This window comes from Pseudomonas fluorescens, assembly GCF_902497875.1.
Lineage (GTDB): Bacteria > Pseudomonadota > Gammaproteobacteria > Pseudomonadales > Pseudomonadaceae > Aquipseudomonas > Aquipseudomonas fluorescens_BR.
In genome coordinates, this window is sequence record NZ_CABVHY010000018.1 from 96,786 (window position 1) to 115,618 (window position 18,833).

An 18,833-nucleotide genomic window follows, 5' to 3' on the forward strand; every position below is an offset into this window, starting at 1 on the left:
TTGCAGGAGACAGGACATGAGTACTTTGACCGATGACCACGCTCATGTAGCCGATGACCACGCTCATGTCGACCATGAGCACGCCCACGGCCCGGCCAAAGGCTTGATGCGCTGGGTGCTGACCACCAACCACAAAGACATCGGGACCATGTACCTGTGGTTCAGTTTCGCGATGTTCCTGCTCGGTGGTTCGTTCGCCATGGTGATCCGCGCCGAGTTGTTCCAGCCGGGCCTGCAGATCGTCCAGCCGGAATTCTTCAACCAGATGACCACCATGCACGGGCTGATCATGGTCTTCGGTGCGGTGATGCCGGCGTTCGTCGGCCTTGCCAACTGGATGATCCCGTTGATGGTCGGTGCTCCGGACATGGCCCTGCCACGGATGAACAACTTCAGCTTCTGGCTGTTGCCGGCGGCGTTCCTGTTGTTGATCTCGACCCTGTTTTCACCGGGTGGCGGGCCGAACTTCGGCTGGACCTTCTACGCCCCGTTGTCGACCACCTACGCACCGGAAAGCGTGACCTTTTTCATCTTTGCCATTCACCTGATGGGTATCAGCTCGATCATGGGCGCGATCAACGTGATCGCCACCATCCTCAACCTGCGTGCGCCCGGCATGACCTTGATGAAAATGCCGCTGTTCGTCTGGACCTGGCTGATCACCGCGTTCCTGTTGATCGCGGTAATGCCGGTGCTGGCCGGTTGCGTGACCATGATGCTGATGGACATCCACTTCGGCACCAGCTTCTTCAGTGCCGCCGGTGGTGGTGATCCGGTGCTGTTCCAGCATGTGTTCTGGTTCTTCGGTCACCCCGAGGTGTACATCATGATCCTGCCGGCCTTCGGTGCCGTCAGCGCGATCATCCCGGCCTTCTCGCGCAAACCGTTGTTTGGCTACACCTCGATGGTCTACGCCACGGCGAGTATTGCCTTCCTGTCGTTCATCGTCTGGGCGCACCACATGTTCGTGGTGGGCATTCCGTTGGTGGGCGAGCTGTTCTTCATGTACGCCACGCTGCTGATCGCGGTACCGACCGGGGTCAAGGTGTTCAACTGGGCCAGCACCATGTGGCAAGGCTCGTTGAGCTTCGAGACGCCGATGCTGTTCGCGGTGGCCTTCGTGATCCTGTTCACCATCGGTGGCTTTTCCGGGCTGATGCTGGCCATCGCCCCGGCGGACTTCCAGTACCACGACACCTACTTTGTGGTGGCGCACTTCCACTATGTGCTGGTGCCGGGGGCGATCTTCGGGATCTTCGCCTCAGCCTATTACTGGCTGCCGAAGTGGACCGGGCACATGTACGACGAGACCCTGGGCAAGCTGCACTTCTGGCTGTCCTTCATCGGCATGAACATGGCCTTCTTCCCGATGCACTTTGTCGGGCTGGCGGGGATGCCGCGGCGTATCCCGGACTACAACCTGCAGTTCGCCGACTTCAACATGGTCTCCTCGATCGGTGCCTTCATGTTCGGCGCCACGCAGATATTCTTCCTGTTCATCGTCATCAAGTGCATCCGCGGCGGCGAACCCGCACCGGCCAAACCTTGGGATGGCGCTGAAGGTCTGGAGTGGAGCATTCCGTCGCCGGCTCCGTATCACACCTTCACCACGCCGCCGGAGGTGAAATGAACCGCTTGCCGGGAGTCGATCATGGCTGAATCCGTACCCACCAAGCGCCTGGTCACCCGCCTGCTGATTCTGGTGGCGGCGATGTTCGCCTTCGGTTTTGCCCTGGTGCCGATCTACGACGTGATGTGCAAGGCGTTCGGCATCAACGGCAAGACTTCCGGGCAGTACGAAGGGACACAGGCGATAGACTCGTCGCGCCAGGTACGCGTGCAGTTTCTCTCCACCAACTCCAGCGACATGGTCTGGGATTTCTACTCCAAGTCCGACGAGATCCTGGTGTACCCCGGGGCGGTCAACGAGATGCTGTTCGTGGCCTACAACCCGACCGATCACCCCATGACCGCCCAGGCGATTCCGAGTATTTCTCCGGGCGAGGCGGCGATGTACTTCCACAAGACCGAGTGCTTCTGCTTTACCCAGCAAGTTTTGCAGCCGGGGCAGCGGATCGAGATGCCGGTGCGTTTCATCGTTGACCGCGACATGCCCAAGGATGTGAAACACCTGACGCTGGCTTACACGCTGTTCGATATCACCGCTCGCCATCCACCTGTGGTTACTAACTGATCCAGGTAGCCAGGCGTTGAAGCGTGCCCGATAAGGAGAACAATAAATGGCAACTCACGAGCACTACTACGTTCCCGCCCAGAGCAAATGGCCGATCATTGCCACCTTCGGCATGCTGATCACCATGTATGGTCTGGGCACCTGGTTCAATGACCTCAAGGCCGCACGACCGGAATCCCACGGGCCGCTGATCTTCTTCATCGGCAGCCTGCTGCTGGCCTACATGCTGTTCGGCTGGTTCGGCACGGTGATCAAGGAGAGCCGCTCCGGTTTGTACAGTGCGCAGATGGATCGCTCATTTCGCTGGGGGATGAGCTGGTTCATCTTCTCCGAAGTGATGTTCTTCATCGCGTTCTTCGGTGCGCTGTTCTACGTGCGCAACATCTCCGGACCGGCGTTGGGTGGTGAGGGGGCCAAAGGTGTCGCGCACATGCTCTGGCCGAACTTCGAGTTCATCTGGCCACTGCTGAACAACCCCGACCCGAAACTCTTTCCGGCACCCAAGGACATCATCAGCCCGTGGGGGTTGCCGTTGCTCAACACGGTGTTGCTGGTGAGCTCCAGCGTGACCTTGACCATCGCCCACCATGCCTTGAAAAAAGGTCATCGTGGCGCGCTGAAAATCTGGCTGGCGATCACGGTGTTGCTGGGCTGCGGGTTCCTTGGCTTTCAGGCTGAAGAATATATCCACGCCTATCACGAGCTGGGTCTGACGCTGGGCTCGGGTGTCTACGGTGCGACTTTCTTCATGCTCACCGGCTTTCACGGCGCCCACGTAACCATCGGCACCATCATCCTGTTCGTGATGATGATGCGGATCCTGCGCGGGCACTTTAATGCCGAGCATCACTTCGGCTTCGAAGCGGCCGCTTGGTATTGGCACTTCGTCGATGTGGTGTGGATCGGTTTGTTTGTCTTTGTGTACGTGCTCTGACGTTCCGCTTACCAGGGCGCGTGGGACACCAGCTGGCCGCTGAAGAAACCCCAGGCAATCAAGCCGACGGTGACGGCGGCCAGGCTGACGCGAACAGTCAGGGCGATGAACAGTCGGTTCGAACGGCTTTCGTCCTTGACCAGAAAGAACAGGCCGCTGAACAGGCTGATGACCGTGGCTATCAGCATCAGGACGATTGCGGCTTTAAGCATGGTGATACTCCGGGGGGAACGCGATGCGAGTCAGTATAGCTAGTCGAATTCCTGAATCTGCGGCGAGGCCATGAAAGGTTTTCGTCCGGGCGTGGTACCGACCCTTGTGGTTCTGGTGCTGTTGCCCTTGATGATCTTCCTCGGCTTCTGGCAACTGGACCGGGGCGAGCAGAAACGCCTGCTGCTCGAGAGCTATGCCGAGCGTCGGGCGGCGCAACCGGTTGCCCTCGCGCAATTGCCGGATGAGGCCCCGGCATTCCGGCGAGTGCGCCTGCACGGGCAGTTCGACGCCGAGCACAGCTTCCTGCTGGATAACCGCATCCGCGACGGCAAGGTCGGGGTCGAGCTGTTGCAAGGGTTTTTCGACCAGCCCAGTGGTCTGTGGTTGTTGCTCAATCGCGGTTGGCTGCCTTGGCCGGATCGGCGCACCCCACCGGTGTTCACCACCCCCACGCAAACGCTGGACCTCAATGCCTGGGTCTATGTCGCCCCGGGCGCAACCTTCCAGCTGCATGCCGACCCGGTGGGCGCGAACTGGCCGCGGCTGGTGACGGCAGTGGCTCCGGCCAGCCTTTGGGCCGAGTTGGGGCGCAACGGTTTTGCCTTTGAGCTGCGCGCAGAAAGCGGCCCTGCCACCTACCAGGCCGATTGGCCAGTAGTGGCCATGGGGCCGGAAAAACATCTCGGATATGCCGTGCAGTGGTTCGCCATGGCGGTGGCACTGTTCGGCCTTTATCTCTATCTCGGTTGGCACAACGCAAGGGAGAAACACCATGGGAGCGGCCATGAATCCACCCAACATGTCTGAGACGCGCAAGTCGCCGAGTCGTCGGCGCGGGCGCTTGCAGTTGATCCTGATTCTGCTGATGGTCATCGGTCCGATGATCCTCGCCACCGGCATGTACAAATGGCAGTTCTGGGTACCGGAAAATCGCAGCTATCACGGCGAATTGATCGGCAACGGCCAGACTCGCGCCGACCTTGGCGTGCAGGCTGACGAAAGCCGCTGGCAGGTCCTGGTCAGCGCACCGCAGGAGTGTTCCGTGGACTGCCAGCAGTTGGTTTATCTGGCGCGACAGATCCAGATCGGTCTGGGGCGCGACGCGTCCCGCGCCAGTCATGCACTGGCTGTCGCCCAGCCGCTGAGTGCCGATTACGACGCTAAACTGAAACTCGAGTACCCGCAGCTGCAGCGCTACTCACTTGATCTGCCGACCTTTACTAAAGGTGCCGTGGGCAAGACCGCCCAAGGCCAAGGTGCGGCGCAGCTATGGATCATTGATCCTCACGGCAACCTGGTGTTGCGCTATGACGCCAAGGTCAAGGGTAAGGATCTGCTCAACGACCTGCGCCATCTGCTGAAACTGTCGAACATCGGATAAGGGCATCGTCATGGCCAAACCTGGATTTCGCCTCGCGTTGTTTGCCACTTTGCTGGCACTGGTAGTGGTGTTACTCGGCGCCTATACCCGGCTGACCCATGCCGGGCTGGGCTGCCCGGACTGGCCGGGCTGCTACGGTTTTATCAGTGTGCCGAAAAGCGAAGCCCAGCTGGCCCATGCCGAACTGCACTTTCCCGATGCGCCGGTAGAGGCCCACAAGGGCTGGAACGAGATGGTCCACCGCTACTTCGCCGGGGCCCTGGGGTTGCTGATTGTGTTGCTGGCCGCACGGGCCTGGACCCATCGTCATCATCCGGGGCATCCATTGAAGCTACCGCTGTTTTTGCTGGCGGTGGTGTGCGCTCAAGCGGCGTTCGGCATGTGGACGGTGACCCTCAAGCTCTGGCCACAAGTGGTCACCGGGCATTTGCTCGGCGGTTTTGCCACCTTGAGCCTGTTGTTTTTGCTGACGCTGCGCCTGTCCGGGGTATTGCCGGCGCTGACCGTACCGCGGCGCCTGCAGTACTGGGCGACTGCGGGGTTATTGCTGGTGATCGGACAAATCGCCCTCGGTGGCTGGGTCAGCTCCAACTATGCGGCAGTGGCCTGTATCGACTTTCCTACCTGTCATGGGCAGTGGCTGCCGGCCGCCGACTTCGCCAATGGCTTTCACTTGACCCAGCACATCGGGCCCAATTACCTCGGTGGCCAGCTGGACAGCGATGCCCGCACCGCGATTCACCTGACCCATCGCATTGGCGCGCTGGTGGTCACCCTGGTGCTGCTGGGGCTGGCGTGGCAATTGCGGGCAGTGGGAATGAGCCGCCTTGCCGGTCTGGTGCTGGTGGCGCTGGCCGTACAGATCAGCCTGGGAGTGAGCAATGTGGTGTTTCATCTGCCGCTGCCGGTTGCGGTCGCCCATAACGCTGGCGGAGCAGCGTTGCTGCTGACGCTGGTACTGGTCAATTATCACGCGCGAACCAGCCTGGTTCGGGTCAAGCATCAGGTCCCTGTACGTTGGCGGCTCACCCGGCGCAAACAATCAGGCGGCCCCATAACAATAAAAGGAGAGATGCCATGGCGACTCTGATCGGCGAACGTCACAGTCAGGCAATCTGGCGTGACTATCTGGAGCTGACCAAACCCAAGGTGGTGGTGCTGATGTTGATCACTTCCTTGGTCGGGATGTTTCTCGCTACGCGAGCCGGGGTGCCGTGGACGGTGCTGGTGTTCGGCAATCTGGGGATCGCGATGTGCGCGGGGGGCGCGGCGGCGGTCAATCATGTGGTGGACCGGCGGATCGATGCGGTGATGGCCCGGACCCATAAAAGGCCACTGGCCGAAGGGCGGGTTTCGCCAGCCGCGGCGTTGACCTTCGCTTTTGCGTTGGCGCTGGCTGGCCAGGCCGTGCTGCTGGTCTTCACTAACCCAATGACCGCCTGGCTGACCCTGGCCTCGCTGCTCGGCTACGCGGTGATCTATACCGGCTTCCTCAAGCGCGCCACGCCACAGAATATTGTCATCGGCGGGCTGGCCGGCGCCGCTCCACCGTTGCTCGGCTGGGTCGCCGTCACCGGGCATGTCAGTGCCGAGCCGCTGCTGCTGGTACTGATCATTTTCGCCTGGACCCCGCCGCACTTCTGGGCGCTGGCGATTCATCGCAAGGAGGAATACGCCAAGGCGGATATCCCGATGTTGCCGGTGACCCATGGCGAGCACTACACAAAAGTCCACATCGTGCTCTACACCTTCGTCCTGCTCGCGGTCAGCCTGCTGCCTTTTGTCATCCACATGAGCGGCATGCTTTACCTGATTTGTGCGCTGGGCCTTGGCGCGAGGTTCCTGCAATGGGCCTTCGTGCTGTACCGTGGCACTCGGCCGCACGCGGCGATCAACACCTTCAAGTACTCTATTTACTACTTGTTCCTGCTGTTTATCGCGCTGCTCGTAGACCACTACCTATTGTTGAGCCTATGACTCGAACTCAGAAAACCGTCTTTATTCTCGTGGCCCTGGTGGCTTTGATCCTGGGACTTACCGTCAACAAAGTGCTCAATGGCAGAGGTCAGGGCGACCCGACCGCGCTGATCGATGCCGGGATCATCCTGCTGCCGCAAAGTCGTCAGTTGCCGGATCTGCAGATGGTTGACCAGGATGGCCAGGCCGTGACGGTCAACGAGCTGAAAGACAAATGGAGCCTGCTGTTCTTCGGCTACACCTTCTGCCCGGACATCTGCCCGACCACCCTCGCCCAGTTACGGCAGATCAAGAGCGAGTTGCCCAAGGAGGCGGTCGACAAGCTGCAGATTATCCTGGTCAGCGTCGACCCGGCCCGTGACAATCCCAAGCAACTCAAGCAGTACCTGGGCTACTTCGACCCGGACTTCAAAGGCCTGACCGGCGCTACGGTAGAGGACGTGCAGAAACTCGCCAATGCCGTGAGCATTCCGTTCATTCCGGCGGATACCAGCAAGCCCAACTACACCGTCGACCACAGCGGCAACCTGGCCGTGATCGGCCCGGACGGCACCCAGCGTGGTTTCATTCGAGCGCCGTTGAACAACCAGAAACTGGTGGTTCAGTTGCCGGCGATGTTGCAGCGTAAGTAGGAAACTCTTCAGGCGGACGCCGCCCTTTGGCCTACAGCCAACCTGTGGGAGCGGGCTTGCCCGCGAAGACGTCATCTCAGGCAACACATATGTTGTGCCGACTGACGCTTTCGCGGGCAAGCGCGCTCCCACAAGGTTGTGCGTTTTGATCGTTCCCACGCTCTGCGGGGAAACGTTCAAATCGGCTTGCCGCCGGTAACTGCGGGCCATTTCACCCTGAACCGCGACATTGGCTCACTTGAATCGTAGCGTATTCATCAATTCCGAGTTTTTTATAGGGCATCGCCGTGCCTTGCCGAATGGGCCAGGTGTTGCACTCGGTTTTTGCGGCAGCCCCGTTATATTGTGAGAGGTTTTGCACTGCTGTGCTCACTATGAAGTTGAGCTTCGTACTATTCTATTTTTATGAGCCGGAGAGTCGTAGTAGGGCGCCGGAATACTATTCAACTGCTTGTTCCACATATCCAGTTCGACAAGTGATTTTTGTAGTTTTCCGATACTTGCATCTATTTCTCTATTTTTATCTTTTAAGCTGGTTGTCAGCAGATCATCCTTGGATACACCCACTCCCCAAGCACGAGCGCTTTTCTGTACGTCTTCGCTTGCCTTGTGAACTCTTGTCTGGGCCCATCCAATTTCTTGGTGAATTTCAGTTTTACTTATTGGTCCGTAAGTTGCCGACCTGTTGTTATCAACAACTTCGGCACGCGCTGAGCTGGAGAACATTGCTTTATCAGAATTGTTGCTCACTATAGACGTCTTACTCCCATAGCTTGCCAGGCTTGTAGTCTTTGTATTCATAGATCCCATAGAGCTAAAACTTCCTATAGAGCTCACGCTTCCAGCAACTGACGGTCTCGCTAGCGCATGCGTATTTTCAGTTGCCTTTGCTGGTCTTCCACCAGCAATTCTGCGCAGGGTTGTCCCTAGGCGCGTCATGAAAGCAGGCCAATGCCCAGTGGGGTCATATAGATTTACCGGGTCACCTGAACAATACACATACGGATTCAACCCACCCCTCCCAAACGGACTCAAATTATCCGGGCTGTTAAACCGCATCAACACCGGATTAAACGCCCGATAACCATTGCCCAACAAATAATGCCCGGTGATCGGGTCCGGGCGTTCGCCATTGAATCCCAGCAAACTCAGCAAACCGCTTTCGGCGGGTCGATGGCCGTAAGGTGAGTAGGCAATCGGTCGGGGTTGATTGGCCCTAAGAGTCTGCAACACCGAGCGCTGTTGATCTGTTGCCAATAGTGAGGTCTCGATCGCGTCGCCCTGTCGTTGTTGTTGCGCCAATATTTGATCGTCTTGTTGAAAAATTGAACGCTGCAGCAGGCCCTGTATCTCAGTGGCTAGACGACTTTTGCAGTAAAAGCGCTGAAGCTCGACATCTCTCGTCGGTGTCGTGTCGATGAGTCGGTCCAGCGGGTCGTAGCGGTAATGGCAGAGTACGACTTCACGTTTAGCAGACATGGGCTGAACTCCTGAAGGTCCTTGGTGCAGGGTGTTCAGGTTCGAAGGTATTACGAAGGCTGTCTACTAGCAGAACTGCTAGGACGAGGGACAGAGTACGCGGTCTTGCCCTTACTACCAGGCATTAGAGCAAGTCCGCTTACAGAGAATACGCTTTGATCTTAAGAAATCTGCGCCTGCAATCGCCGCCCGATCACGTCCATTAAATCGCAACCGTCGCGCAGCGGAATCGCAAGCACCCGAGCGAAGTCGTGCAGCACCATCGCGTCGCTGCTGATCTCTTCGCGCATGGCGAGGTTTTCCAGTAATTGGGTGACGGCGCTAATGCGGTAGGCGGCGGTGTCGTGTAATACGTCGAGGGGCGCTTCGGTGTCGATGAGCAGAGCGTGGAAATTATTGTCAATTCCTGTGACGGGCATGTAGCGATTCATGGGTAAACCTCCAATTTACTACAGAGAACCACCACTCAATCGTCGCCAAACGAAAGGGTGGCAGCTGTACGCAGGTTGGCGAACCGGGTAAATGGAGAAAACCGGCAGACCCGAAGGTCTCCCGCGCACAGCCGCCATAAAGCAGCGTTTCGTGCGCAGCAGTTCTCAGCAAAAGCGCTGAAAGTGCTTCTGCCATTTAACTTCGGATCGCCAAACCCGATCGCCATATGGGCGACCGGCGGACTATAAGCTTCATCCTTTGAGCGGTGCAAGGTTCAGGTGCGACAGGGAATTCTGTATCTGGCGTAAGAATCAAAAGATCGCAGCCTGCGGCAGCTCCTACAGGGGATTGCGACACCCGCGAATCAACAGGTGTACACGCTTTTGTAGGAGCTGCCGCAGGCTGCAATCTTTTGATCTTGAGCTTTGTGGGATGTGGATTTTAGCGGTATTGCGAAGGAAGGCACGTGATCGGCCCGGACGGCACCCAGCGTGGTTTCATTCGAGCGCCGTTGAACAACCGGAAACTGGTGGTTCAGTTGCCGGCGATGTTGCAGCGTAACTAACCTGCTGGCCCCAAAAGATCGCAGCCTGCGGCAGCTCCTACAGGGGATCGCGACACCCGCGAATCAACGGGTGTACACGCTTTTGTGTAGGAGCTGCCGCAGGCTGCGATCTTTTGATCTTGAGTTTTTTGTGCGGAGGGATTTACAGCAAGCGGGGGTGCAGCGATTGCACCCCGTTTTACATCAGAACGCTGGCAATACCGCGCCTTTGTATTTCTCCAGAATGAATTGCTTCACTTCCGGGCTGTGCAAGGCGGTCACCAGTTTCTTCATGGCCTCGGAATCCTTGTCGTCCGGGCGGGCAACCAGGATGTTCACGTAAGGCGAGTCTTTGCCTTCGATGACCAGTGCGTCCTTGGCCGGATCGAGCTTGGCTTCCAGCGCGTAGTTGGTGTTGATCAGCGCCAGGTCGACCTGGGTCAGCACGCGCGGGATGGTGGCGGCTTCCAGTTCACGGAACTTCAGGTCCTTGGCGTTCTCGGTGATGTCCCGCACGGTTGAAAGAATATTGTTCGGCTCCTTCAACTGGATCAGCCCGGCCTTTGCCAGCAGCAGCAAGGCGCGGCCGCCGTTGGTGGCGTCGTTCGGGATCACCACGTTGGCACCGCCAGGCAGTTCTGCGAGGGTTTTGTACTTGCTGGAGTAAGCACCCAGCGGCTCCAGGTGCACGCCGGCAACGCTCACCAGGTTAGTGCCCTTGGCCTTGTTGAACTCATTCAGGTACGGCTGGTGCTGGAAGAAGTTGGCGTCCAGGCGCTTCTCGGCCACTTGTACGTTCGGCTGGATGTAGTCGGTGAAGACCTTGACCTTGAGGTCGACGCCCTCTTTGGCCAGAGCCGGTTTAACGAACTCCAGAATTTCCGCGTGCGGCACCGGGCTTGCGGCCACGGTCAGGGTTTGTGCATGGGCGGAAAACGCTGCAACGGCAGCGAAAGCGACGAGTAGTTTTTTCATCCAGCTAACTCCTTGTTAGGCGCCGGTTCAGGCGCCTGCCAGCCGTGGCTGGCGGTTACAGTTATTTTCGGGAAAAGTGCACCACCAGCTTATCGCCGACGGTTTGCAGCATCTGTACCAGCACCAGCAGCAACACGACCGTGACCACCATGACATCGGTCTGGAAACGCTGGTAACCGAAACGAATCGCCAGGTCACCCAGGCCACCCGCGCCGACCACACCGGCCATCGCGGTGTAGGACACCAGGGTAATCGCCGTCACCGTGATCGCCGCGAAAATGCCTGGCCGCGCTTCCGGCAGCAAGGCATTGATGATGATCTGCCGCGTCGTCGCGCCCATGGCCTGGGTCGCTTCGATAATGCCGCGATCCACTTCACGCAGCGCGGTTTCCACCAGTCGCGCGAAGAAAGGCGTCGCGCCCACTACCAGCGGCGGAATCGCACCGGCCACACCCAGCGAGGTGCCGGTGATGAGTACCGTAAAGGGGATCATCACGATCAACAGAATGATGAATGGCAACGAGCGCAGGATGTTCACCACCAGCGACAGCAGCGCGTAAATGCCTTTGGCCTCGAGCAACTGACGCGGGCTGCAGAGGAACAGCAACACCCCCAGTGGCAGGCCGAACAATACGGTGAACAGCAACGAACCACCGAGCATCAGCAGGGTGTCGCCGGTGGCCAGCCAGATTTCGAACCAGTCGACATTGGCGAAGAAACTCAACAAGGGCTCCATTAGCGCAGCACCTCCATATGGACGTCCGCCGCGGTGAAGCGGGCGAATGCGGCTTCCATGTCACCACCGGTGACGGCCAGGGTCAGTTGCCCGTAAGGGACGTCTTTGATGCGATCGATACGACCGGCAAGGATGCTGTAGTCCACACCCGTTTCGCGGGCGACGGTACCCAGCAATGGCGCGTAGGTCGCTTCACCCTGGAAGGTCAGGCGCACTATGCGGCCAGGTACGTGGGCGAAGTCATCGCGTTGTTCGCTTTCATCGATCTGCTCGTCTTCTTGTACAAAGCGCTTGGTAGTCGGGTGCTTGGGATGCAGGAACACCTCGGCCACCGTGCCCTGTTCGACGATCACGCCATCGTCCATCACCGCCACCTGATCGCAGACCCGACGGATGACATCCATCTCATGGGTGATCAGTACGATGGTCAGGTTCAACTCGCGGTTGATCTCGGCCAGCAATTGCAGGACCGACGCCGTGGTTTGCGGATCAAGGGCGCTGGTGGCTTCGTCGCACAGCAGGATTTTCGGCTTGGTCGCCAGCGCGCGGGCGATGCCGACACGCTGCTTCTGACCACCGGACAACTGTGCCGGGTACTTTTTCGCGTGGTCGGCCAGGCCTACTCGCGCAAGCAACTCGGCAACACGTCGGTCGATCTCGCTGCGGGACAATTCGCCGGCCAGGGTCAGTGGCAGCGCAACGTTGTCGGCAACAGTCTTGGACGCCAGCAGATTGAAGTGCTGGAAGATCATCCCGACCTGCTGCCGGAAACGCCGCAGACCATTGGCGTCGAGCGCGGTGACTTCTTCGTCATCGACGAAGATCTTGCCGCCGCTCGGGGCTTCCAGGCGGTTGATCAGGCGCAGCAGGGTACTTTTTCCCGCGCCGGAATGGCCGATCAGGCCGAATACCTGGCCATCCTCGACACGCAGGCTGGTCGGATGCAGGGCAGGAATATCCTTGCCGGCAACCCGGTAGGTTTTATGGACGTTTTGAAACTCGATCACGTAGCGAACCTTGTGGGCGCGTTAGAAAGGGTCAGCGGTTAGCCGGGCGCGCATTTTAGCCTGTCCGTATAGAGGTTCTTAGCATTTATTTCGTAATCATCCTTTCATTTGGCAATAACGCGATCAAAGGTCATAAAAAAGGAACGGCGCAAATCGGTGCCAGTCATTAGTTAAGCAACTCGAAATCTCCCAGGTGCCGTGCCCGGGGACTTTGCCCATGAAACCCGGGAGCGCCGGGAATCGCAAACGAGGAGTTCTTATCTGATGAGTACCAAGAAGCCTGCCCCAACGAAGAGCCAACTGGCCGGAACCGACACCCTGGACCGGGGCAACACCAACGCCAAACTGCAAAGTCTGGAAACGTTTCGCTCGGATGCCACCGACCAGGCGTTGCGCACCAACCAGGGCGTAAAGGTCGTCGATAACAAAAATACCTTGAGGGTCGGCGCTCGCGGGCCATCGCTGCTGGAAGACTTCATCATGCGTGAAAAGATCACGCATTTTGACCACGAGCGGATTCCCGAGCGCATCGTCCACGCTCGTGGTGTCGGCGCTCACGGTTACTTTCAGACCTATGAAGCCCATACGGCGCTGACCAAGGCCGGCTTCCTGCAGGACCCAGGCAAGAAAACCCCGGTTTTCGTGCGTTTTTCAACGGTCCAGGGCCCTCGCGGTTCCGGCGATACCGTGCGTGATGTACGCGGCTTCGCGGTGAAATTCTTCACCGACGAGGGCAACTTCGATCTGGTCGGCAACAACATGCCAGTGTTCTTTATCCAGGATGCGATCAAGTTTCCCGACTTTGTCCATGCGGTAAAACCCGAGCCGCATAATGAAATACCCACCGGTGGTTCGGCCCATGACACCTTCTGGGATTTCGTTTCCTTGCAGCCAGAGTCTGCGCACATGGTGATGTGGGCCATGTCCGATCGAGCGATTCCGAAAAGCCTGCGGACCATGCAGGGTTTCGGCGTGCACACCTTTCGCATGATCAATGCCGAGGGCAAATCCACTTTCGTCAAATTCCACTGGCGGCCAAAAGCCGGGACCTGTTCTCTGGTCTGGGATGAAGCGCAGAAACTGGCGGGCAAGGACACGGATTTTCACCGTCGCGATCTGTGGGAGTCGATTGAAGGCGGCGACTATCCGGAGTGGGAGTTCGGCGTACAAATCGTCGCTGAAGAAGACGAACACAGCTTCGACTTCGACCTGCTCGATCCGACCAAGATTATCCCGGAAGAACTGGTGCCGATTACCCCGCTGGGCAAAATGGTGCTCAATCGCAACCCGGACAACTTCTTTGCCGAGACCGAGCAGGTTGCCTTCTGCCCTGGGCATATCGTGCCCGGCATCGATTTCTCCAATGACCCGCTGCTGCAAGGTCGGCTGTTCTCCTACACCGACACGCAGATCAGCCGACTGGGCGGGCCGAATTTCCACGAGATCCCGATCAACCGTCCGGTGGCGCCGTTCCACAATGGTCAGCGTGACGCCATGCATCGCATGACCATCGACAAGGGCCGCGCCTCCTATGAGCCGAACTCCATCGACGGCGGTTGGCCACTGGAAACCCCTCCGGCCGCTCAGGACGGTGGGTTCGAGAGCTACCCGGAGCGCATCGACGCGCAGAAGATCCGTCAGCGCAGCGAGTCGTTCGGCGATCACTTCTCACAGGCCCGGCTGTTCTTCAAGAGCATGAGCAAACACGAGCAGGAGCACATCATCGCCGCGTACAGCTTCGAGTTGGGCAAGGTCGAGCGGCTATGGATTCGCGAGCGTGAAGTCAACGAAGTGCTGGCCAATATCGATCTGCAACTGGCGGGTCGCGTGGCGCAGAACCTTGGCTTGCCGGCACCGAAAGCCGGGACAATGGCCGAACGCAAAACCTCGCTGGCCGAGTCGCCGGCCTTGAGTCAGGTCAACCTGCTTTCGGGGGATATCAAAACCCGCAAAGTGGCGATCCTGGCGGCGGACGGTGTCGATGGCGCGGCGATTGCCGCACTGAAGAAGGCGTTGGAAGCCGAAGGCGCCCATGCCAAATTGCTCGGCCCGACTTCCGCTCCGGTAACCACTTCGGACGGCAAAAGCCTCGCGGTGGATGCCTCCATGGAGGGGTTGCCGTCAGTGGCGTTCGACGCGGTGTTTGTGCCCGGTGGGGCCAAGTCGGTACAGGCCTTGAGCACCGATGGCGTGGCGCTGCATTACGTGCTGGAGGCGTACAAACACCTGAAGGCAATTGCCTTGCACGGTGAAGCGAAACAGCTGCTGGATGTACTGAAACTGGAGGCGGATGCGGGATTGATTGTCGGCGGGGATGCCAAGGCGTTGAAGGCGTTCTTTGCGGCGATTGCCCAGCATCGGGTCTGGGATCGGGAGCCTAAGGCCAAGGCGATTCCGGCTTAGTGGTTATCCCCAAATGCTTGGGTGACAGGTAGATCGTCTTCGCGGGCAAGCCCGCTCCCACAGATTGTGCACTGTCCCTGTGGGAGCGGGCTTGCCCGCGAAGTTTTTGTTTATGGCTTGCGCGGACTCAAAACCATCTGCGCCGGAATGTGGCGCAGGATCTGGCGCTGGATCTGCAGATCAAAATCGGCGTCGAGCTTTTTCACCCGTTTGCTCAGCAGCGTGGCCAGCCACGGATAGTCCTGGGTGCGCGGCGCCTGAATGCTCACATCGCATTGGTAATTCACCACGTCAGCGGCAATGGCATCGAGTTGCTTGCGCAGCTTGGCGATGTCGGTGAGGTTCAGGGCAACGGTGGTGCTTTCGGCGGTAGGGTCGATGACTTTGGCGACGGGTTTGGGCTCCGCGGCGCTCAGGGCGGCTTCGGCTTTATCCAGCTCGGCTTTGCGGGCGTGGGTGATGGCGCTGTTGACGCCGCCGGTCAGCGCCGGGGCCTTGGGCATCAATACCCGGGCGCGGCTCAGCGCGGTAGCGGCAGCATTGACGTCGCCTTTTTGCAGGACGATCTGGCTGCGTTGCAAGTAAGCCTCGGCCAATTGCCGTTGATACTGCTCCAGCACCGGGTCATTGGGCGATTGGGCCTGCAAGGTGCTCAGTTGATCTTCCGCGGTGGCCAACTCGCTGCTGGCGAGGTTTTGCTCCAGCTGCGCGATGGCCGCTGCCCGGCTATCCGAGACCTCGGGGGCTGCGGGCGGCGTGCTTTGGCAGGCACCCAGCAGCAGGGAAAATGCGACAAGGAGCAGATAACGTGAGGCGAACGGCTTCATTCCTGCGACTCTCTAATTGCGCAAAAAGCGAGCAAGTCTACACCCCTCTCCGGGGCAGGACAAAACTCAGCAGAAACAGCGCGGCAGCCGTGACAACGATGGATGGGCCGGCCGGAGTGTCCTTGAACCAGGACATCGCCAAACCGCCACATACTGCGAGCATGCCCAGCAGGCTTGCGCCCAGGGCCATTTGCTCCGGCGATCGAGCATGACGCTGAGCCGCGGCCGCGGGGATGATCAGCAACGAAGTAATCAGCAGAACGCCGACGATCTTCATTGCGACCGCAATCACCACGGCAATCAACAGCATCAAGGTCAGGCGCAACGCCGCCACCGGCAAGCCTTCGACCGTGGCCAGTTCTTCGTGCACGGTGATTGCCAGCAGTGGCCGCCACAGTGACACCAGCAACAGCAACACCGCCGTGCTGCCGCCGAGGATCCACGCCAGATCACTCGGGCTGATCGCCAGCAGGTCGCCGAACAGATAGGCCATCAGGTCGATCCGCACTTCATGCATGAAGCTTAGTACCACCAGGCCTAAAGACAGGGTGCTCGGTGCGAGAATTCCCAATAAAGTGTCGGAGGCCAGTGGTTGGCGTTGTTGCAAGGTCACCAGCAACACGGCCAGCAGCAGGCAGCCGACGGTGACGGCCACGGTCGGGCTGACATCCAGCAGAAACCCGAGGGCAACCCCGAGCAAGGCCGCGTGGGAAAGCGTGTCGCCAAAGTAGGCCATGCGGCGCCAGACCACGAACGAGCCCAAGGGACCCGCGACCAGTGCCAGGGCCAGGCCTGCCAGCAAAGCGTAAAACAGAAAATCAGCCATGCTTGCAGCTATCTCCGTGGACATGGGCGTGGGCCGCCGGGGCCTCACTGACCACCGCGCCATGCAGGTCATGGGCGTGATCGTGATGGTGGTGATAGATCGCCAGGCTTTGCGCGTTCTTGCCAAACAGCTCGACGAACGCCGGATCGCCGCTGACCTGCTCGGGATGCCCGGAGCAGCAGACATGGCGATTGAGGCAGACCACTTGATCGGTGGTGCTCATGACCAGATGCAAGTCGTGGGAAACCATCAGCACCCCGCAACCGTGTCGGTCGCGCAGCCGGGTGATCAAGCTGTACAGCTCGGCCTGGCCGGCGACATCGACGCCTTGCACCGGCTCATCGAGTACCAGCAGTTCCGGTTCGCGCAACAAGGCGCGGGCCAGCAGCACGCGCTGCATTTCGCCACCGGAGATGTTTTGCACCGGGTTATCGATCACCTGTTCAGCACCGACTTCGTTGAGCGCGGCCAAGGCTCGGGCGCGATCGACGCCCGGCACCAATCGTAGAAAGCGCAGGACGGACAGGGGCAGTGTCGGGTCGACATGCAGCTTCTGCGGCATATAACCCACCCGCAACTTCGGCTTGCGCCAGACGCTGCCGCTGTCCGGCTTGAGCAGGCCGAGCACGGCGCGGACCAGGGTGGTCTTGCCGGCCCCATTGGGGCCGATCAAGGTGACGATTTGCCTTGGCTCGACGCTGAGCTGGATATTTTCCAGCACTTGCTGCCCGGCAAAGGTTACCGCCACTTTGTCTAGACGGATCAACGCAGTGCTCATCAAGCCCCCTGGCAACCCGAGCAGAGACCGACGATTTCGACGGTTTGCCCTTCGACCACAAAACCGACCTCGCGAGCGCTGGTGACGATCGCATCGCTGATGGTTTTTTGCTCGAGTTCGATCGCGGCGTGGCATTCACGGCAGATCAGGAACTGGCCCTGATGAGCGTGTTCCGGATGATTGCAGCCGACGAAGGCGTTGAGGGACGAGATGCGATGCACCAGGCTGTTTTCCAGCAGGAAATCCAGCGCCCGGTAAACAGTCGGCGGCGCGGCGCGGCGACCATCCTGCTCACTGAGTACCGCAAGAATGTCGTAGGCGCCCAAGGGCTTGTGGCTTTGCCAGACCAGTTCCAGCACCCGCCGACGCAGTGCGGTCAGGCGCAAGCCTTGACGGGCACAGAGTGCATCGGCTTCTGACAGTGCGCTGTGCACGCAGTGAGAGTGGTCATGGGGACGGCTGGCCAGCGGTGTATTAGGCATGAGCGGAGACGATATTTGTGAGAGACGTTATTATGTTACCCGTTCTCGCCTCTCCGAGTGGTCATCGTGTCCCGACTTTTTGCCCTTTTTGTCGTATTTATCGCCAGTGTGTTCGTGATCAGCGCGGCCCATGCCGAAGTAAAGGTCCTCACCAGCATCAAACCGCTGCAGTTGATCGCTGCTGCGGTGCAGGATGGAGTCGGTGTTCCTGAAGTGCTGCTGCCGCCGGGAGCGTCCCCGCATAACTATGCCTTGCGCCCTTCCGACGTTCGGCGGGTACAGTCGGTGGACCTGCTCTACTGGATCGGCCCGGGCATGGAAGGTTTCCTGCCACGGGTGCTCAAGGGGCGCAGCTTGCCATCGATAGCCGTGCAGGACCTGCCGGGCCTGAAATTGCGCCATTTCGGCGAAGATAGCCCCTCCCATGCCGAAGATGCTCAAGAAACCGAACACGCCGATGAGCATGATCACGATCATCGACCTGGCAGCCTGGACGCCCATCTCTGGCTGTCACCGCTCAATGCCCGGGTGATTGCGGCCAAGATGGCCGCGGACCTGAGTGCTGCCGACCCGGCCAACGCCGCTCGCTATCAACTCAACCGCAAAGCTTTCGATGAGCGCCTGGATGCCTTGGACACACGCCTCAAGGCCCGATTGGCGGGTATCAAAGACAAACCCTACTTTGTCTTCCACGAGGCCTTCGATTATTTCGAACAAGCCTACGGCCTCAAGCATGCCGGGGTATTCAGCGTGGCGACCGAGGTGCAACCGGGCGCCCAGCATGTGGCGGCGATGCGCCAGCGCTTGCAGGAAGTCGGCAAGACTTGCGTCTTCAGTGAACCCCCGCTGCGTCCACGGCTGGCCGAAACGCTGGTCGCGGGTCTACCGGTGAAGCTGGCGGAACTCGATGCATTGGGCGGTTACACGCCCGCCACTGCCCAAGGGTATGAGCAGTTGCTGGAAAAGCTCGGCAATGATCTGGCGGGATGCCTGGAGCAGTTGTAAGGCGCGCG

General features: G+C 59.3%; 20 protein-coding genes and 1 pseudogene. 11 read left to right on the top strand and 10 right to left on the bottom strand.

Going from position 1 to position 18,833, the window contains the following annotated elements; translation table 11 throughout:
- Positions 1-16 precede the first annotated feature (16 nt).
- The 3 genes from ctaD to F8N85_RS18985 are packed head-to-tail and all read left to right on the top strand — an operon-like array spanning position 17 to position 3,128.
- Entirely contained in the window at positions 17-1,630 is a 1,614-nt protein-coding gene (gene ctaD / locus F8N85_RS18975) for a cytochrome c oxidase subunit I (protein ID WP_150805072.1), read from the top strand.
- Positions 1,631-1,651: 21 nt separating this feature from the next.
- Positions 1,652-2,194: a cytochrome c oxidase assembly protein gene (locus tag F8N85_RS18980; protein WP_150805073.1), complete on the top strand. Its 543-nt coding sequence runs from the start codon at positions 1,652-1,654 to the stop codon at positions 2,192-2,194.
- 46 nt (positions 2,195-2,240) lie between these two features.
- A complete protein-coding gene (locus F8N85_RS18985) occupies positions 2,241-3,128 on the top strand; it encodes a cytochrome c oxidase subunit 3 (protein ID WP_150805074.1) in 888 nt (295 codons plus the stop codon).
- 8 nt (positions 3,129-3,136) lie between these two features.
- Here F8N85_RS18985 and F8N85_RS18990 read toward each other — a convergent pair whose 3' ends face one another.
- The gene (locus F8N85_RS18990) at positions 3,137-3,340 is read right to left on the bottom strand and encodes a twin transmembrane helix small protein (RefSeq protein ID WP_150805075.1); all 204 of its coding nucleotides are present in this window, start codon (positions 3,338-3,340) and stop codon (positions 3,137-3,139) included.
- 70 nt (positions 3,341-3,410) lie between these two features.
- Between F8N85_RS18990 and F8N85_RS18995 the strand changes: the two genes are divergently transcribed.
- The 5 genes from F8N85_RS18995 to F8N85_RS19015 are packed head-to-tail and all read left to right on the top strand — an operon-like array spanning position 3,411 to position 7,331.
- The gene (locus F8N85_RS18995) at positions 3,411-4,148 is read left to right on the top strand and encodes an SURF1 family protein (RefSeq protein WP_150805076.1); all 738 of its coding nucleotides are present in this window, start codon (positions 3,411-3,413) and stop codon (positions 4,146-4,148) included.
- Positions 4,114-4,722, top strand: a complete 609-nt coding sequence (locus tag F8N85_RS19000) for a hypothetical protein (RefSeq protein WP_150805077.1) — start codon at positions 4,114-4,116, stop codon at positions 4,720-4,722. The genes F8N85_RS18995 and F8N85_RS19000 overlap by 35 nt, the downstream gene beginning before the upstream one ends.
- 10 nt (positions 4,723-4,732) lie before the next feature.
- Positions 4,733-5,812 carry a COX15/CtaA family protein gene (locus F8N85_RS19005; RefSeq protein ID WP_150805078.1) on the top strand — a complete coding sequence of 360 codons (1,080 nt, stop codon included), beginning with the start codon at positions 4,733-4,735 and terminating at the stop codon, positions 5,810-5,812.
- Positions 5,800-6,699 (top strand): heme o synthase, encoded by a 900-nt coding sequence (cyoE, locus tag F8N85_RS19010; protein WP_150805079.1) that lies wholly within the window; start codon positions 5,800-5,802, stop codon positions 6,697-6,699. The genes F8N85_RS19005 and cyoE overlap by 13 nt, the downstream gene beginning before the upstream one ends.
- Complete coding sequence (locus F8N85_RS19015) at positions 6,696-7,331, top strand: SCO family protein (protein WP_150805080.1); 636 nt, start codon at positions 6,696-6,698, stop codon at positions 7,329-7,331. Before cyoE ends, F8N85_RS19015 begins: the two co-directional genes overlap by 4 nt.
- Before the next feature lie 372 nt (positions 7,332-7,703).
- Here F8N85_RS19015 and F8N85_RS19020 read toward each other — a convergent pair whose 3' ends face one another.
- Together F8N85_RS19020 and F8N85_RS19025 are read right to left on the bottom strand one after the other, a co-directional pair.
- Positions 7,704-8,810 (bottom strand): RHS repeat-associated core domain-containing protein, encoded by a 1,107-nt coding sequence (locus F8N85_RS19020; protein ID WP_150805081.1) that lies wholly within the window; start codon positions 8,808-8,810, stop codon positions 7,704-7,706.
- Between the two features lie 161 nt (positions 8,811-8,971).
- Complete coding sequence (locus F8N85_RS19025; RefSeq protein WP_150805082.1) at positions 8,972-9,241, bottom strand: hypothetical protein; 270 nt, start codon at positions 9,239-9,241, stop codon at positions 8,972-8,974.
- 467 nt (positions 9,242-9,708) lie between these two features.
- On the opposite strand from F8N85_RS19025, the pseudogene F8N85_RS19030 reads away from it, so the two are divergent.
- Positions 9,709-9,807, top strand: a pseudogene (locus tag F8N85_RS19030) (SCO family protein); the annotation flags it as partial.
- Between the two features lie 183 nt (positions 9,808-9,990).
- On the opposite strand, the gene F8N85_RS19035 reads toward F8N85_RS19030, so the two are convergent.
- The 3 genes from F8N85_RS19035 to F8N85_RS19045 form a co-directional block, all read right to left on the bottom strand.
- A complete protein-coding gene (locus F8N85_RS19035; RefSeq protein WP_150805083.1) occupies positions 9,991-10,761 on the bottom strand; it encodes a MetQ/NlpA family ABC transporter substrate-binding protein in 771 nt (256 codons plus the stop codon).
- 61 nt (positions 10,762-10,822) lie between these two features.
- Positions 10,823-11,497 carry a methionine ABC transporter permease gene (locus F8N85_RS19040; RefSeq protein ID WP_150805084.1) on the bottom strand — a complete coding sequence of 225 codons (675 nt, stop codon included), beginning with the start codon at positions 11,495-11,497 and terminating at the stop codon, positions 10,823-10,825.
- The gene (locus tag F8N85_RS19045; RefSeq protein ID WP_150805085.1) at positions 11,497-12,504 is read right to left on the bottom strand and encodes a methionine ABC transporter ATP-binding protein; all 1,008 of its coding nucleotides are present in this window, start codon (positions 12,502-12,504) and stop codon (positions 11,497-11,499) included. Before F8N85_RS19045 ends, F8N85_RS19040 begins: the two co-directional genes overlap by 1 nt.
- Positions 12,505-12,768: 264 nt before the next feature.
- On the opposite strand from F8N85_RS19045, the gene katE reads away from it, so the two are divergent.
- Positions 12,769-14,907, top strand: a complete 2,139-nt coding sequence (katE, locus tag F8N85_RS19050; RefSeq protein WP_150805086.1) for a catalase HPII — start codon at positions 12,769-12,771, stop codon at positions 14,905-14,907.
- A gap of 110 nt (positions 14,908-15,017) precedes the next feature.
- Here the strand turns inward: katE and F8N85_RS19055 are convergent, their stop codons facing one another.
- Genes F8N85_RS19055 through zur form a run of 4 tightly spaced genes read right to left on the bottom strand, consistent with a single transcriptional unit; the run spans position 15,018 to position 17,820 of the window.
- Entirely contained in the window at positions 15,018-15,734 is a 717-nt protein-coding gene (locus F8N85_RS19055; RefSeq protein WP_150805087.1) for a PA5502 family lipoprotein, read from the bottom strand.
- A gap of 37 nt (positions 15,735-15,771) precedes the next feature.
- Positions 15,772-16,560 carry a zinc ABC transporter permease subunit ZnuB gene (gene znuB, locus F8N85_RS19060; protein WP_150805088.1) on the bottom strand — a complete coding sequence of 263 codons (789 nt, stop codon included), beginning with the start codon at positions 16,558-16,560 and terminating at the stop codon, positions 15,772-15,774.
- Positions 16,553-17,338: a zinc ABC transporter ATP-binding protein ZnuC gene (gene znuC, locus F8N85_RS19065; RefSeq protein ID WP_150805089.1), complete on the bottom strand. Its 786-nt coding sequence runs from the start codon at positions 17,336-17,338 to the stop codon at positions 16,553-16,555. Before znuC ends, znuB begins: the two co-directional genes overlap by 8 nt.
- Positions 17,338-17,820, bottom strand: a complete 483-nt coding sequence (zur, locus tag F8N85_RS19070) for a zinc uptake transcriptional repressor Zur (protein WP_150805090.1) — start codon at positions 17,818-17,820, stop codon at positions 17,338-17,340. The genes znuC and zur overlap by 1 nt, the downstream gene beginning before the upstream one ends.
- 57 nt (positions 17,821-17,877) lie before the next feature.
- On the opposite strand from zur, the gene znuA reads away from it, so the two are divergent.
- A complete protein-coding gene (znuA, locus tag F8N85_RS19075; protein WP_150805091.1) occupies positions 17,878-18,825 on the top strand; it encodes a zinc ABC transporter substrate-binding protein ZnuA in 948 nt (315 codons plus the stop codon).
- The last annotated feature ends 8 nt before the right edge of the window (positions 18,826-18,833 follow it).